The 14,189-nt window shown below is 72.1% G+C and carries 18 protein-coding genes; 8 read left to right on the plus strand and 10 right to left on the minus strand.

Annotated features, from left to right (window positions below):
- A partial coding sequence (locus tag IRQ30_RS04650; protein ID WP_193611860.1) for a coiled-coil domain-containing protein occupies nucleotides 1–1,072 on the plus strand: 1,072 nt, incomplete at its 5' end.
- A complete protein-coding gene (locus IRQ30_RS04655; protein WP_193611861.1) occupies nucleotides 1,069–2,250 on the plus strand; it encodes an AI-2E family transporter in 1,182 nt (393 codons plus the stop codon). The genes IRQ30_RS04650 and IRQ30_RS04655, both read left to right, overlap by 4 nt.
- 3 nt (nucleotides 2,251–2,253) lie before the next feature.
- On the opposite strand, the gene IRQ30_RS04660 is transcribed toward IRQ30_RS04655, so the two are convergent.
- Entirely contained in the window at nucleotides 2,254–3,234 is a 981-nt protein-coding gene (locus IRQ30_RS04660) for an EamA family transporter (protein ID WP_193611862.1), read from the minus strand.
- Nucleotides 3,235–3,272: 38 nt separating this feature from the next.
- Between IRQ30_RS04660 and IRQ30_RS04665 the strand changes: the two genes are divergently transcribed.
- A complete protein-coding gene (locus IRQ30_RS04665; protein ID WP_193611863.1) occupies nucleotides 3,273–3,815 on the plus strand; it encodes a CGNR zinc finger domain-containing protein in 543 nt (180 codons plus the stop codon).
- Between the two features lie 17 nt (nucleotides 3,816–3,832).
- Here IRQ30_RS04665 and IRQ30_RS04670 read toward each other — a convergent pair whose 3' ends face one another.
- From IRQ30_RS04670 to IRQ30_RS04680, 3 genes are read right to left on the minus strand one after another with little or no spacing between them, the layout of a single operon-like run.
- Nucleotides 3,833–4,609 (minus strand): alpha/beta fold hydrolase, encoded by a 777-nt coding sequence (locus IRQ30_RS04670; protein ID WP_193611864.1) that lies wholly within the window; start codon nucleotides 4,607–4,609, stop codon nucleotides 3,833–3,835.
- A complete protein-coding gene (locus IRQ30_RS04675; protein WP_193611865.1) occupies nucleotides 4,600–5,364 on the minus strand; it encodes an endo alpha-1,4 polygalactosaminidase in 765 nt (254 codons plus the stop codon). Before IRQ30_RS04675 ends, IRQ30_RS04670 begins: the two co-directional genes overlap by 10 nt.
- 9 nt (nucleotides 5,365–5,373) lie before the next feature.
- Nucleotides 5,374–6,018: a GNAT family N-acetyltransferase gene (locus IRQ30_RS04680; RefSeq protein ID WP_193611866.1), complete on the minus strand. Its 645-nt coding sequence runs from the start codon at nucleotides 6,016–6,018 to the stop codon at nucleotides 5,374–5,376.
- 25 nt (nucleotides 6,019–6,043) lie between these two features.
- Between IRQ30_RS04680 and IRQ30_RS04685 the strand changes: the two genes are divergently transcribed.
- Nucleotides 6,044–6,532: an SRPBCC family protein gene (locus IRQ30_RS04685; RefSeq protein WP_338089570.1), complete on the plus strand. Its 489-nt coding sequence runs from the start codon at nucleotides 6,044–6,046 to the stop codon at nucleotides 6,530–6,532.
- Nucleotide 6,533: 1 nt separating this feature from the next.
- Complete coding sequence (locus tag IRQ30_RS04690) at nucleotides 6,534–7,457, plus strand: DUF6910 family protein (protein WP_193611868.1); 924 nt, start codon at nucleotides 6,534–6,536, stop codon at nucleotides 7,455–7,457.
- Here the strand turns inward: IRQ30_RS04690 and IRQ30_RS04695 are convergent.
- Together IRQ30_RS04695 and IRQ30_RS04700 are read right to left on the minus strand one after the other, a co-directional pair.
- A complete protein-coding gene (locus IRQ30_RS04695; protein WP_227466988.1) occupies nucleotides 7,454–9,256 on the minus strand; it encodes a 3-hydroxyacyl-CoA dehydrogenase family protein in 1,803 nt (600 codons plus the stop codon). The genes IRQ30_RS04690 and IRQ30_RS04695 overlap by 4 nt on opposite strands.
- 57 nt (nucleotides 9,257–9,313) lie before the next feature.
- Nucleotides 9,314–9,856 carry a GNAT family N-acetyltransferase gene (locus IRQ30_RS04700; protein ID WP_193611870.1) on the minus strand — a complete coding sequence of 181 codons (543 nt, stop codon included), beginning with the start codon at nucleotides 9,854–9,856 and terminating at the stop codon, nucleotides 9,314–9,316.
- 25 nt (nucleotides 9,857–9,881) lie between these two features.
- Here IRQ30_RS04700 and nucS point away from each other — a divergent pair, with 25 nt between their 5' ends.
- Nucleotides 9,882–10,568, plus strand: a complete 687-nt coding sequence (gene nucS / locus IRQ30_RS04705; RefSeq protein WP_193611871.1) for an endonuclease NucS — start codon at nucleotides 9,882–9,884, stop codon at nucleotides 10,566–10,568.
- Between the two features lie 22 nt (nucleotides 10,569–10,590).
- Complete coding sequence (locus IRQ30_RS04710; protein WP_193611872.1) at nucleotides 10,591–11,070, plus strand: WapI family immunity protein; 480 nt, start codon at nucleotides 10,591–10,593, stop codon at nucleotides 11,068–11,070.
- 84 nt (nucleotides 11,071–11,154) lie between these two features.
- Here IRQ30_RS04710 and IRQ30_RS04715 read toward each other — a convergent pair whose 3' ends face one another.
- Nucleotides 11,155–11,382 carry a hypothetical protein gene (locus tag IRQ30_RS04715; RefSeq protein WP_193611873.1) on the minus strand — a complete coding sequence of 76 codons (228 nt, stop codon included), beginning with the start codon at nucleotides 11,380–11,382 and terminating at the stop codon, nucleotides 11,155–11,157.
- A gap of 336 nt (nucleotides 11,383–11,718) precedes the next feature.
- Between IRQ30_RS04715 and IRQ30_RS23735 the strand changes: the two genes are divergently transcribed.
- Nucleotides 11,719–12,354: a DUF952 domain-containing protein gene (locus IRQ30_RS23735; protein ID WP_193611874.1), complete on the plus strand. Its 636-nt coding sequence runs from the start codon at nucleotides 11,719–11,721 to the stop codon at nucleotides 12,352–12,354.
- Between the two features lie 107 nt (nucleotides 12,355–12,461).
- Here the strand turns inward: IRQ30_RS23735 and IRQ30_RS04725 are convergent, their stop codons facing one another.
- Genes IRQ30_RS04725 through IRQ30_RS04735 form a run of 3 tightly spaced genes read right to left on the minus strand, consistent with a single transcriptional unit; the run spans nucleotide 12,462 to nucleotide 14,163 of the window.
- A complete protein-coding gene (locus IRQ30_RS04725) occupies nucleotides 12,462–13,346 on the minus strand; it encodes an NAD(P)/FAD-dependent oxidoreductase (protein WP_193611875.1) in 885 nt (294 codons plus the stop codon).
- A 48-nt stretch (nucleotides 13,347–13,394) separates the two neighbouring features.
- Nucleotides 13,395–13,919: a ferritin gene (locus IRQ30_RS04730; protein WP_193611876.1), complete on the minus strand. Its 525-nt coding sequence runs from the start codon at nucleotides 13,917–13,919 to the stop codon at nucleotides 13,395–13,397.
- A gap of 37 nt (nucleotides 13,920–13,956) precedes the next feature.
- Nucleotides 13,957–14,163, minus strand: a complete 207-nt coding sequence (locus IRQ30_RS04735; protein WP_193607518.1) for a hypothetical protein — start codon at nucleotides 14,161–14,163, stop codon at nucleotides 13,957–13,959.
- Nucleotides 14,164–14,189: the final 26 nt, after the last annotated feature.

Below are 14,189 nucleotides of genomic sequence, written 5' to 3' on the forward strand. Positions count from 1 at the left end.
GGCTGCCGACCGCACGCAGGCGGCGCCCCCGCCCGCAGCCGCGCCCCAGCGCCCCGCCGCGCCGATGCCGCCGCCGCCCTCCGGCGACCTGCCCGTCGTACGTCGTGGCGGCTACGACAAGGCCGCCGTCGACGCCCGCATCACCCAGCTCGCCCGCGACAAGGCCGGCCTCAGCGCCAGCCTGACGCAGTCCGAGCAGCGCCTGATGGAGCTCGAGAACGAGCTCCAGGACGCCCGCCACCAGCTCTCCGAGGTGCAGTCCCCCTCCTACGCCGGACTGGGCGGTCGTGCCAGCGCGATGCTGCGCCTCGCCGAGGAGGAGGCCAACGAGATCCGGACCACCGCGGAGCGTGAGGCCACCGAGATCCGTGAGCAGGCCGCCCGCGACGGCAAGGCGATCCGCGCCGAGGCCACCCGCGAGGCGCAGGACATGCGCACCGTCCAGCTCCAGGAGCTGGAGCAGACCCGCGTGCGGGTGCTCGCCGACGCCGAGCAGGAGCGCAGCATGGCCAAGGCCGAGGCCGAGGACCTCCTCGCCTCGGCGCGCCGCGAGGCCGACCAGGTCCGGCTCGCCGCCCAGCAGGAGACCAGCGAGATGCGCACCTCCGCGACCCGCGAGGTCGAGCAGGCCCGCGCCGCCGCCGACCGCGAGGTGCAGGAGGCCCGCCGCACGCTCGCGGTGGAGAAGGAGCGGCTCGCCCGCGAGGCGACCGACCACCACAACAGCGCCACCGCCGAGACCAAGCGACTCGTGGACGAGGCCGAGCAGCGCGCGGCCGCCGCCGAGAAGCGCGCGAGCGAGGCCAGCAAGCAGGCCGCCGAGGGCCGCGCCGCCGCCCAGGCCGAGGCGGAGGCCCTGCTGGCCCGCGCCCGCCGCGAGGCCGAGCAGGTCGTCGCCACCGCCCGCAGCCAGGCCGAGTCGGTCGAGTCCACGGGCACCGCGGAGATCGAGCGCGAGATCGCGGCGCGCCGTGCCGAGCTCGACCGCCTGACCAAGCGCCGTGACGCCATCACCGCCCAGCTCGCCTCGCTCCGTGACGTCGTCGCCGGCTTCGGCGAGGACGAGAGTTGAGCAAGGAGCACGTCGAGGCAGCGGAGGAGGCCGCCGACCGGGCGGAGGACGCAGCCGACCGGGCGGAGGACACCGCCGCCCAGGTGGAGGCGGTGCACGACGGCGAGCTGGCCGAGCACGACCGCCAGTACGGCGTGCAGGGCCCGCCGTTCGAGCACCGCTCGCCGTTCTACCTCGGGTTCTTCGGCGCGCTCGGCGCGCTGCTGGCCTACTTCCTGTGGTCCGCCCTCATGGGCATCGGCTCGACGCTGCTCCTGATCGTCGTCTCGCTGTTCCTCGCCGCCGGCCTCAACCCGTCGGTCGAGGCGCTGGAGCACCGCGGCCTGCGCCGCAGCTGGGCCGTGACGGCGGTGATCACCGCGTTCCTCGGCGCCGTCGCCCTCTTCGTCGTCGCCATCGTCCCGGTCATCACCGACCAGGTCACCGCCATCTCCAAGAACGCCCCGGAGTGGCTGGAGCGGCTGCAGGAGAACCGCCAGATCCAGAAGCTCGACGACGAGTACGACATCATCTCCAAGGTCCAGGACTACGTCGCCAACGGCGACTTCGTCAGCGGCCTCTTCGGCGGCGTCCTCGGCGTGGGCCTGAAGATCCTGGGCGCGCTGTTCAACGCGTTCATCATCCTGGTCCTGACGCTGTACTTCCTCAGCTCGCTCGAGAAGACCAAGCAGGCCTTCTACCGCCTGGCGCCGGCCTCGCGACGCACCCGCGTGAGCCTGCTCGGCGACCAGATCGTGCGCAACGTCGGCGGCTACGTCTCCGGCGCGTTCATCGTGGCGCTCTGCGCGGGCGTCTCGACCCTGGTGTTCCTCTTCGCGATCGGACTGGGCGACTACGCCGTCGCGCTGGCCTTCGTCGTCGCGCTGCTCGACGTGATCCCGATGATCGGGGCCACCATCGGCGCGGTCGTCGTCACCGCGATCGCCTTCGCCACGGACGTCAAGATGGGCATCCTCTGCGCCATCTTCTTCCTGATCTACCAGCAGGTCGAGAACTACCTGGTCTACCCACGGGTGATGTCGAAGTCCGTCGACCTGCCGGGTGCGGTGATCGTGATCGCGGCGCTCGTCGGGGCGGGCCTGCTGGGCGTCGTGGGCGCGCTGCTGGCGATCCCGACGGCGGCGGCGATCCTGCTGATCATGCGCGAGGTCGTCGTACGCCGCCAGGACGCGCGCTGAGCGCTACGCCTCGTCGCCGAGGAGCGTCGCGTCGGCGACCTCGCGCTCGCCGAGCTTGACCCCGACCACGCCCACGAGGATGAGCAGGCCACCGACGAGCTGCAGCGCCTTCGGCAGCTCGTCGAGCAGCAGCCAGGCCCACAGGACGCCGGCGACCACCTCGGTGAGGGCGACGAACGACGCGAGGCGCGAGCCGAGGCGGCGGATCGCGAAGATGCCGGAGACGTAGGCGACCGCGGCGGTGACGAGCCCGAGCAGGAGCAGCGGCACCCACCAGGCGAAGGTCTCCCCCGCCATCGTCACGTCCTGCGTGGAGGCCGTCATGGGCAGGACCCGGACCAGGCCGAGCAGGCCCAGCGACACCCCGCCCACGACGAGGCCTCCCGCTGCGAGCGCCAGGGCCGGGAGCCCGTTGCCCTCGTCGGCCGAGATCAGGAAGTACGCCGCGCAGCCGACCATGGCCCCGAGCGCCCACAGCACGCCGGGCACGCTGAGGTCGGCGCCGGAGAGCAGGTCCAGCACCAGCACGAGGCCGAGCGCGGCCAGGCCGGCGCCGGCGAGCGTGAGCCGGCCGGGGCGCTCGCCCTTGCGGATCCACAGCCACACCACGACGGCGGCGGGCGCGGTGTACTCGATGAGCAGCGCCGGCCCCACCTGCATGTGGCCGACGGCGGAGAAGTAGCAGAACTGGGCCCCCGCGACGGCCAGCAGCCCGTAGGTGAGCACCAGCCCGAGGTTGGGACGCAGCACGCTCCAGCGCCCGCGCATCGCGTAGGCGCCGAAGGGTGCGACGACCACCGCGGCCAGCGCGATGCGCACGAGGACCACCGAGCCGGGGGTCCAGCCGGTGTCGAGCAGGCCGCGGGCCAGGGCGCCGGAGAGGCCGAAGGTGGCCGCCGAGAGCAGGGCCAGCGCCAGGCCGGTGACCGTGCGCGACGCCCCCGTCGGGGCCAGGGTGTCGTCGTCACGGGTCAAAGTCGTCATGGGTCATGACACTATTCGGGATGCGGTAACCTGTCAACGTGGTTTTCGCCCATGACACCGAGCTGTCCCTCCAGGCCGCCGCGACACTGGTCAACACCGAGGACGACGACGAGGACACCCTGTCCACCGCCGGCGACCTCGAGGCGTTCTTCCACGACTACGGCTACACGGGTCGCCGCGACGGCGACCGGGCCGAGCTGGACGCCGTCCGCGCCCTGCGGCCGCGGCTGCGCGAGCTGCTCACGGCCGAGCGCGACGACGCCGTCGTCCTGGTCAACGAGATGCTGCGCGACGGCCGGGCGCTGCCCCAGCTCGTGCGCCACGACCCCTTCGACTGGCACCTGCACGCCGTCGACGACGACGCCCCGCTGGCGACGCGGATCATCGTCGAGACCGCCATGGCGATGATCGACGTCATCCGCACCGACGAGATGTCGCGGCTCGCGCTGTGTGCCGACGACGACTGCAACGGCGTCGTCCTCGACCTGTCGCGCAACCGCTCGCGACGCTTCTGCTCGACCTCCTGCGGCAACCGCAACGCCGTCGCCGCCTACCGCGCCCGCCAGGCCGCGGGCGGCTGACCAAGGGGGCGCGAGGGTCAGCTCGCGAGGAAGCGCCGGAGCACCTCGGTGAAGACCTCGGGCTGCTCGGAGTGCACCCAGTGGCCGGCGTTCTTCACCGTCACCTTGCGCTTCTGCGGGAACCACCGGTCCATGGCCGCGTCGTAGTCGTCGGTGACGTACGCCGACGTCTGGCCGGCGACCCACAGCACCGGCCCCGGGTAGGGCTCGAGACCCGCGAGGCGGTCGGCCGGCCAGCCACCCAGGGTCGCGAGATCCCGGCCGAGCACCGTCAGGTTGGGCTGCCACGACCAGGAGTCGCCCTCGCGGCGCAGGTTCTGCAGGAGGAAGCTGCGCACGGTGCGGTGGGGCACCGCCCCCGCCAGCGCCTCGTCGGCGTCGCTGCGACGCGTGAGCCCGTCGAGGTCCAGCCCGAGCATGGCCACGATGAAGTCACCGAACTCCGTGAGTCCGTGGTAGTCGACCGGCGAGATGTCCACGACGCACAGGCGCTCGACCAGCTCGGGGTGGCGCAGCGCGAGCACCATGGCCGTCTTGCCGCCCATCGAGTGGCCCACGAGCGCGACGGGGTCCTCGGCGGAGAACAGGGCGGCCACCTCGTCGGCCATGTCGAGGTAGTCGACGCGGTCGTGCCAGTCGGAGCGGCCGTGGTTGGGCATGTCGACGAGCAGGACGCGGTGGTCCTCGGCCAGCGTCTTGGCGATCGAGGTCCAGTTCTTCCCCTGGCCGAAGAGCCCGTGCAGGAACACCACCAGGGGGCCCGACTGCCCCAGGGTCGCGGTGTTCAGCACCACACGCGCACTCCCTTCCGGCTCAGCGCCCGGTCGCGCAGCACCACCGGGACCCGGTCGCCGTGGCGGCGGCAGGCGCGACGGAAGTCGACCCGGCGGTACTCGACCATCAGCACCTGGTCGCCGTAGTGGTCGACGTAGTCACCGCACTCGGCGTAGCGCCCGCACTCCTCGGAGACCGCGAAGTCGAACCCGACGGCCGTCCCGTCGTAGTCGGCGAGGTTCTTCTGCCCGGCGGCCAGACCCTCCGCGTGTGCCCGTCGCACGAGCAGGCGAGCGAAGGCGACGGCGTGACGACGCTTGATCAGCCGCTGGCTGCGGGTGAAGGAGTCGAGGTTGTCGTACTCCACCGCGTCGAACCCGTCGTTGGCGCAGCCGGCGGTCCACCGACCGACGATCCGGGCGAGGGCCTGGCGCTTGCGGGGAGTGCGCAGGTCGAGCAGCCACTCCCCCCATGCCTCGTCGACGACCGGGCGGCCACCGCGCTTGAGGACCAGCGACCAGTGGCGGCGCCAGAAGCGCTTGGCGTCGGGCTGGGTCTGGAAGCCGTTGACGTAGCAGACGTTGTAGCGTCCGGCCGCGGGCCTCTCCGTGCGGTCGCGCACGATGATCCCGACATGGGCCGGGAGCCGCTTAGGCCCGCCGAGCTGGTAGTCGACGTCCGAGCCGGACGGGATCGGCCGCACGTCGGCGTGAGACGGAGCGGCCAGACCGGCCAGGAGCCCGACGAGGACGAGCAGCAGAGCGATTCGGCGCATGGTGCGAGCCTAGGGCGTGTCCTGCGCCTCGCTCCGGCCGCACCAGGTGGTCATGCGGGCCGTCACGTCCCAGCCCAGGCTCGCGTAGAGGGCCTGGCCCTCCGGGGAGGCGGCCAGGAGGCCGGTGCGGGCGCCGTTCTCGCACGCCCAGCGCTCGAGCGCACTCATGACGCGGCTCGCGTGCCCGCGACGCCGGTGGGCCGGCGCCGTCCCGACGCGGTCGACGATCGCGTGCTCGCCCAGCACCGTCACCCAGCCGCTGGCAGCGACCTCGTCACCGGCGCGGACCACCGCCTGCAGCCGCTTGCCGTGCACCTCGAGGTCCACCCCGTCCGGGGCGGGACCATCGACCGCCAGCGCCCGGCTCATGAGCACCTCCCCGTCGAGCCGCATACGCATCCCCTCCGGGGCGGGATGCTCGGAGCGGTCGACGGAGAAGGCGGTCACCCACACGTCGGGGGCCGACGCGGCCCGCGCCGCCGTCGCTCCGAGCAGCTCTCGGGCCGGCTCGGTCAGGACCAGCTCCAACCGCCGGCCGCCGCCGTCGACCTCCACCTCGATCACGTCGCCGTAGCGGGCGTAGGCCACCTGGCGGGATCGGGCGAAGCCCTCGGCCCACCGGTCGACGAGGTGCGGGAGGTCGGGCGTCGTCATGGGGCGATGCTGGCATGATCGCAGCGTGACCGACACCCGACTCGAGGCGGAGCGCCTGATCGCCGCCCCCGCGGCCGACATCTTCGCGCTGCTCTGCGACCCGCACGGTCATGTCGCGATCGACTCCTCCGGCATGCTCCAGGACGCCGAGGGCGAGCCGGTGCGCGCCGCCGGCGACAGCTTCGTGGTGCACATGGACCGCGAGGCGCTGAACGACTACCCCGAGATGGGCCGCTACGACGTCACCGTCACGATCCGCGACTACGAGCCCGACCGGCTGATCTCGTGGACCGTGCTGGGCCGCATCCGGCCGCAGATCGGTCACGTCTACGGCTACCGCCTCGAGCCGGACGAGGAGTCCGGCGGCACCCGCGTCACGTCGTTCTACGACTGGTCCACGATCGCTCCCGAGTGGCGCGACTCGGGGATCTTCCCGGTCCTCACCGAGGGCGCGCTGCGTGGCACGCTCGGGATCCTCGACCGCACCGTCCGGCGCGGCTACCCACGCGGCTGACGTGCGCGTCGACCTCGAGGCCGTCACGGCCCTCCGCTTCGAGGACGGGACACCGGTCCGCGCCGCCTCCGCCGTCGCGCCGCTCGGCGACGGCCTTCTCGTCGCGCAGGACGACGCCACCGTGGGCTGCTGGCTGCGCCCGGGCACCGGGGCCGGCACGCCGGTGCGGCTGCTCCCGCCCGTGGCCGGCCACGACTCGTTCTCCACCGCCCAGGGGACCAAGCACCTCAAGCCCGACCTGGAGGCGGCGGTGGCGGTGGCGCTCGACGACGGGCCCGCGGTCCTGCTGCTGGGCTCGGGGTCCACGCCGGCCCGCACGCGCGCGGTGTTGATGGGGCTGCGGGACGGCTCAACGTGGACGCTCGCCCGTGACCTCTCGCCGCTCTACGCCCGGGTCACGGAGCTGCTCGGCCTCGCGCCCGGTCAGCTGAACCTCGAGGGTGCCTGCTCCCTCGACGGCACGCTGCGGTGGTTCCACCGGGGTCGTCCCGCGGCCGGCCTGCCCAGCAGCAGCGTCGACCTCGACCTGGCCGCGGTGGTGGCCACGGTCGCCGGTCGCGCGGAGCCCGCCGACCTGCAGCCGACCGCCGTACGACGCTATGAGCTGGGGGTGATCGGCGGCGTGGGGCTGGCGGTCACCGACGCCGTGGCGCTGCCCGACGGGTCGCTGCTGGTGAGCGCGGCCGCCGAGGACAGCCCCAACGCCTACGACGACGGCCCGGTGCTCGGCTCGGCCCTGGCCGTCGTCCACGGCGACCGGGTGCGCGCCGTCGCCGCGCTGCCGAGCGTCGGCGGGCGCGTCGCCAAGGTCGAGGGGCTGGCCGTCGCCGACTGGGGCCCGGCGGGCGGCCGCGTGGTCGCCGTGGTCGACGAGGACGACCCGCGGGCCGCCTCGCCGATGCTGACGCTGCGCGTCAGCCTCTAGCGCCGGCTGTAGTCGCGGAAGCCGCGCTTGGTCTTGCGGCCGAGGTAGCCGGCCGTGACCAGGTGCTCGAGCAGTGGAGCGGGCGCGAAGCCCGGCTCGCGGAACTCCAGGTAGAGCTCGCGCTGGATCGCCAGCGAGACGTCGTTGCCGACCACGTCGAGCAGCTCGAAGGGGCCCATCGGGAGCGCGCAGCCCTGCTTCATCGCGAGGTCGATGTCGTCGGCGGTGGCGTAGTGCGCCTCGAGCATCTTGACGGCGTCGTTGAGGTAGGGGAACAGCAGGGCGTTGACGATGAAGCCGGCCCGGTCGCCGCAGGACACCGCGACCTTGCCGACCTTCGCGCACAGGGCCCGGGTCGTCTCGGTGACGTCCTCGGACGTGGCGACCGTCGAGACGACCTCCACCAGCCTCATGACCGTCGCCGGGTTGAAGAAGTGCATCCCGACGACGTCCTGCGGGCGACTGGTCACCTTGGCCATCGCGATGATCGGCAGGCTCGAGGTCGTGGTCGCGAGGATCGCGCCGGGCTTGCAGATCTCGTCGAGGTTCTCGAACAGGGTCGTCTTGACGGCGAGGTCCTCGGCGATCGCCTCGACCACCAGGTCGACCGACGCGAGGTCGTCGAGGCTGGTCGACCCGCTGACGCGCGCCAGCACCTCGGCCTTGGCCTCCTCGGTGGCCTTGCCACGCTGGATCTGCTTGTCGAAGCTCTTGGTGATCGTCGCGGTGACGCCGGCGACCTTGTCGGCGCTGCGGCCGACGTAGAGGACGTCGTAGCCGGCCTTGGCGAAGACCTCCACGATCCCGCTGGCCATCGTGCCGGTGCCGACGACGCCGACCTGCCTGATGTCGTGGCGCAGCTGCGGCTGCTCGTCGGCGGACGGGGTCTTGTCGTCGTCGACGACGACGGGGCTGTCGGGGCCCTCGTAGGTGTAGAAGCCGCGGCCGGTCTTGCGACCGAGCAGGCCGGCCATGACCATCTGCTTCAGGATGGGCGTCGGCGCGTGGAGGCGGTCGCGGCCCTGGCGGTACATGGTCTCGAGGATCTCGTAGGCGGTGTCCAGGCCGATCAGGTCGAGCAGCGCCAGCGGGCCCATCGGGTAGCCGCAGCCGAACCGCATGGCGGCGTCGATGTCCTCGCGTGAGGCGTACCTGCCCTCGAACATCGACGCGGCGTGGTTGAGGTAGCCGAACAGCAGCGTGTTGGCGATGAACCCCGCCTTGTCGCCGCACACGACCGGGCTCTTGCCCAGCTGCGCCACCAGCCCCTTCACGTCGTCGAGCACGGCCGGCTCGGTGACGACGGTGCGCACGATCTCGACGAGGTTCTGCACCGGCGCGGGGTTGAAGAAGTGCACGCCGATGACCCGGCCCGGGGAGGAGTTGGCCGTCGAGATCTCGGTGACCGACAGCGAGGAGGTGTTGGTCGCCAGGATCGCCTCGCCCGAGACGATCGAGTCGAGCTCGGCGAAGATCGCCTTCTTGGTGGCCAGCGACTCCACCACCGCCTCGATGACGAAGTCGGCGTCGCGGAGGTCCTCCAGCGACGTGGTGAACGTGATCCGGCCCAGCAGCTCGGCCTGCTCGGCCTCGGTGAGCTTCTCGCGCTTGACGGCGCGGTCGGTGGAGTTGGCCAGGTGCTGACGGCCCCGCTCGAGACCCTCCTCACCCTGCTCGACCCCCACGACGGCGAAGCCGTGGCGGGCGAAGACCTCGGCGATGCCGGCGCCCATCGTGCCGAGACCGATGACGCCGATCGTCGTGAACGTGCGGGCGGAGGTCTCAGGCGTGCTCGTCATGCGGCGCATCATCGCACGGCCCGGCGGCGCTGGGCTGTGGGCTAACTCACCAGTAACTTAGGGTGCGACCGATCCTCGGAGGCGCGTCGACATGACCACCCGCGGTCCGTGCCGGTCCAGGCCGAGCCGGTGCTCGCGCTCGAGCTGACGGGCCTCGAACGGCTCTGGGCGCGTCTCCTCGGCGAACCCGAGGCCGGCGTAGAACGGCCCGTTGAAAGCCAGGTCGCGGTACGTCGTCAGCGACATGCGTGCGTAGCCCGCGTGCCACGCCTCCCGCATCGCCTCCCGCACCAGCGCCGAGCCGAGGCCCCGGCGCATCCGGCTCGGGTGGACCGACAGCTGCGCCAGGTGGGCCGAGCCGTCGACGTACGTGACGTGGGCGAAGCCGGTCGGCTCCCCCACCTCCCCCGTGACCAGCAGGAAGCCCGGCTCGCCCACCCGGTCGCGCCCGTCGGGGGCCGGCGAGGAGAGCGCGTCGCCGGTCAGGTCGCCGTACGCCTCCTCGAAGAGGGGCACCCCGGCGTCCTCGATCGCGGCGAGGTGGCGCAGGTCGGCGGCGCGGGCGTGCCGGACGGTCACGGCACCCTGGTGGTCGGTCACGGGGACCACTGTAGATTCGTCGCCCGTGAGACTCGTCGTAGCGCGCTGCCAGGTCGACTACGCCGGACGCCTGACGGCGCACCTGCCCATGGCGACGCGGGTGCTGATGATCAAGGCGGACGGCTCGGTCCTCGTCCACTCCGACGGCGGCTCCTACAAGCCGCTCAACTGGATGTCGCCGCCGTGCACGCTGCGCGAGGGCACCACCGAGGACGGGCAGGTGGAGTGGACGGTCACGAACCCCAAGACCGACGACACCCTGCGCATCCTCCTCGCCGAGGTCATCAGCGACTCCTCCCACGACCTCGGGATCGACCCGGGGCTGCAGAAGGACGGCGTCGAGAAGCATCTCCAGGCGCTCCTGGCCGACCACCCGGGCACGCTCGCGGAGGGGCTGACGCTGGTCCGGCGGGAGTACCCCACCGCGATCGGCCCCGTGGACCTGATGTGCCGCGACGCGCTGGGGGTCAGCGTGGCCGTGGAGATCAAGCGCCGCGGCGACATCGACGGCGTCGAGCAGCTCACCCGCTACCTCGAGCTGCTGAACCGCGACCCGCTGCTCACCGGCAACGGCGCGGTGCGCGGGATCTTCGCCGCCCAGGAGATCAAGCCCCAGGCCCGGGTCCTCGCCACCGACCGCGGCATCGCCTGCGCGGTCGTCGACTACGACGCCCTGCGCGGCCTCGACGACCCGAGCCACCGACTCTTCTAGCTGCAGCACCACGATGGAGCTCGTGTCCCTCGACGGACGGTTCGTCGAACTCGCCATCTCCGCGTATCAGTTCGGAGGCGGGCGCTCGACCTCCGAAGAGCGTGACTGGGACGCCAACTGGCTCATGATCCGAGGAAGGGTGTGGGACGGCCATGTTTCGTGGGCTTTCCACGATCCCTGCATGACGACCTGGGAGGCTCGCGAACTGTCCGGCTGGTTGCGGGGGCTCGCCGACTCGAATGCGGCGACGGTCAAGACCGCAGGACCCGACGAACTGCGCATGTGGCTGACTGAGCCCAACCTGACGTTCGAGCTGACGGGGAGTGACCACGGCATGATCAGCCTCGTGGTGCACTTCGACGCCGAGTCACGTCCGCCCAGAGGATCGAGCGACGGAGACCAGGGCCTCGGTCACGAGGTGCGGCTCGAGCTGTCCACGGCCGATCTTGCTCGGGCGGTCGATGACTGGGATCGCGAACTGGTCCGGTTTCCCGAGAGATGAGGTAGCTGCGGGTTCAGCGACCCTTGCTGCACGGAGTCGACGACCCAGCGATCGGTTCCTCCAGGAGTCCGCCCTCGCAGCGCCCTACAACCGAGCTGGCTCGTTGAGCGCCATGAGCCCCGGGTTCTCCGATGCGAAGGCCACCTCGAGGCGGAGGGTCGGCGCGCCGGGCTCCGAGGACTCGATCCAGGACTCCATCTCGACGACGATGTCGGAGGCTGCCGGGAGAAGCGTATTGCCCTCCCAGAGGAAGCACGTGTCGACTGCATCGACGGCGTCGAGCAGCCGACCCGTCACCTCACGCTTCTTCACCGCGGCCGGCTTCTGACCGGCAACGGCCCGGTGCGCGGCACCTTCGGGCCAGCCACCGAGTGTGCTGACGTCCGGCGGACCGCCGGCCCTGGCGTCTCCCTCCGCTCCATCGGGATCCACAGGCGGGCTGGCTTCGCTGGCAGCAGCCGAGGACACGGCATACGGTGACGGTCATGACGAGCGATCCCGATGTGTCACGCACCGTGCCTTCGCTCGGACGACAGGGAGTCGGGCCTTGAGCCCCACGACGTCCTACGCCGCCCTCCAGACCCTCGGTGACAGGCGCAGCGCTGATCCACGGCGCGGCCCCCACGACACCAGTCACCGACTCGTCTGATGCGGATCTTCCACCTCGCCACGGTCGCGGAGTGGGACGCCGCTCGTGACTCCGGCGCCTACACCACCTCGACGACCGGCCGCACGCTCGCTGAGGAGGGTTTCATCCACGCCAGCCGCGCCGACCAGTGGCAGGGCGTGCGCGAGCGCTACTACGCCGACGTCGCCGAGCCGCTCGTGCTCCTGGTGATCGACACCGACCGTCTCACCTCCCCCGTCGTCGAGGAGCGCGTCGGCGAGGGCCCCGAGACCTTCCCCCATGTCTACGGCCCGATCAACCCCGACGCCGTTGTCCAGGCCCTGCCGGTGGGCGGGCCGGTCGGCGAGCCCGGTGGGACGGACGGCGGGACGGACGGCGGGCCGATCGGTGGGCTTGGCGGCTCCGCGGACGGGGTCGGGCCGGCGAGCGAGGCGTCGTTCACGCAGCTGTTCCTGGGCGAGGTCGTGCACCGCATGGTCCTCGCCGTCATCGCCATGACCGTCGCGGTCGCCGGCGCGATCGTCGGCGCCGCCGTCGTACCGGATCCCGGGGCCGCTGTCGGGCTGCTGATCGGCTTCGCGGTCGGCATCGTCCTCGCCGTCGTCGCGCACCGGCGCCGACGCGGCCGGGTCCCTGTCGCGGGCGGGTCACGCTGACCCACGCGTCACGTCCGCCCCAGCGCCTGCACGAAGCTCACGCTTCCGGGGCGAAGCTTCACGCCGGGAGCGTGAGTTTCACCGGGTACCCGGTGAAACTCCCTCCCTCACCCCACCAACGCGACGACGTCGTCGGCACAGCCCCAGCTCAGCGTGACGCCGGCACCGCCGTGGCCGTAGCAGTGGACGACGCGGCCGTCCCGCTCGACCCGCACCGACGGGCGGGCGGGACGCAGCCCGACGCGGTGCCGCAGCACCCGGGCGGAGCCGAGCTCGGGCACCAGCAGTGCCGCGCGGGCCAGGATCGCCTCCGCCGTCTCGGGTGAGGGGGTGCGGCTCCAGTCGCCCTCCTCGTAAGTGCCGCCGACGACGATGTCCTCGGTCCGCGGCACGACGTACAGCGGCGAACCACCAGCCTCCAGCCACCAGCGCTCGAGTCCGTGCTGCTCGACGTGGACGACCTGTCCGCGGACGGGCGTGACCGCGCCGTCGGAGGCGAGCAGCCGCGAGCCGATGCCGGAGCAGTTGACGACCACGTCGCCGCCCTCGGGCAGCACCCGCAGGTTGAGCCGCGTCAGGGTGCCGCCGAGCTCCTCGACCCGACCCGCGAGCCACGGCAGGTAGACCGGCGTCTGCGCCACCGGCGCCACGAGGCTCCACCCGTCGGGCACCCGCGTCAGCGACGGCACGGCGTCGACCCACCACGGGTCCGGCGTGCCGGGTGCGACGACCTCGGTCCCCTCCACCATCCGTACGCCGGTCGCGTCAACGGCGGCCAGCGAGTCGAAGACCTCGTAGGAGCGAGCCGCCCACGCCGCGACCCGGGGGTCGGCGGCCGTGCCGAAGGGGTACCAGAGCGCCGCCGCCACGGCGGAGGTGGTCTCCAGCGGCAGGTCGCGGGCCACGACGTCGACGCGGTGGCCGGCCTCGAGCAGGCGGACCGCGCAGGTCAGTCCGACGACCCCGGCGCCCACGACGATGACTCGGCTCATCCGGCGAGTCTGCCCCACGCGAGGCCGGTGTGGGCGAGGAGCCCGGGGTCAGGCTCCCGCGACGCGCGGCGCGGTCGGGTCGACCTCGCCGGTCTTCTGCTCGCGGGCGACGTACTCCTCGATGTCCTCGATGTCGTTCTGGTTGCGGGTGACGACGGCCAGCAGGTCGCTCATGGTGGCGACCTCCTCGACCTGCTCCTTGATGAACCACTGCATGAACTGCTCGGAGGCGTAGTCGTGCTCCTCGCGCGCGATCCGCAGCAGGCCGTTGATCTGCTCGGTGACCCGCTTCTCCTGCGACAGCGCGAGCGCCACCGGCGCGACGACGTCGGCGAAGGAGGAGACCGGGGCCTCGACGCCGGGGATGACCGCGTCGACGTCGGTGTCCAGGAGGTACTGGACCATCATCATCGCGTGGTCGCGCTCCTCGAGCGCCTGGGCGTAGAAGAACGCCGCCATCTGCGGCATCGTCTTGTCGTCGTAGTAGACGGCGCAGGCGAGGTACTGGTTGTGCGCGGCGAGCTCGTTGCCGATCTGGACGTTGAGCTGCTCGGCGAAGCGGGCTGCGGGCATGGGGATCCTCGGCTTTCGTCGGCGGACCGCCAGTGTGTCAGGCGGCCTTCGCGAGCTTCTTCTTGGTGACCTTCTTGCCGTCCACCGTGACGAGCTTGCGCTTCTTCACCGTGTAGCCCTCGGGCAGCGTGCCCTCCTTGAGCATCCGCAGCGGGCACCGCCCGCACTTGGACTTGGAGACGCAGCACTCGGTCTTCGGGAGCTTCCTCACCGACGACTTGCTCGACGCCTTCTTCTTGGGCACGAAGGGGAGCCTAACAGAGGCAAGCC

The organism is Nocardioides lijunqiniae, assembly GCF_015024225.1.
Taxonomy (GTDB): Bacteria; Actinomycetota; Actinomycetes; order Propionibacteriales; family Nocardioidaceae; genus Nocardioides; species Nocardioides lijunqiniae.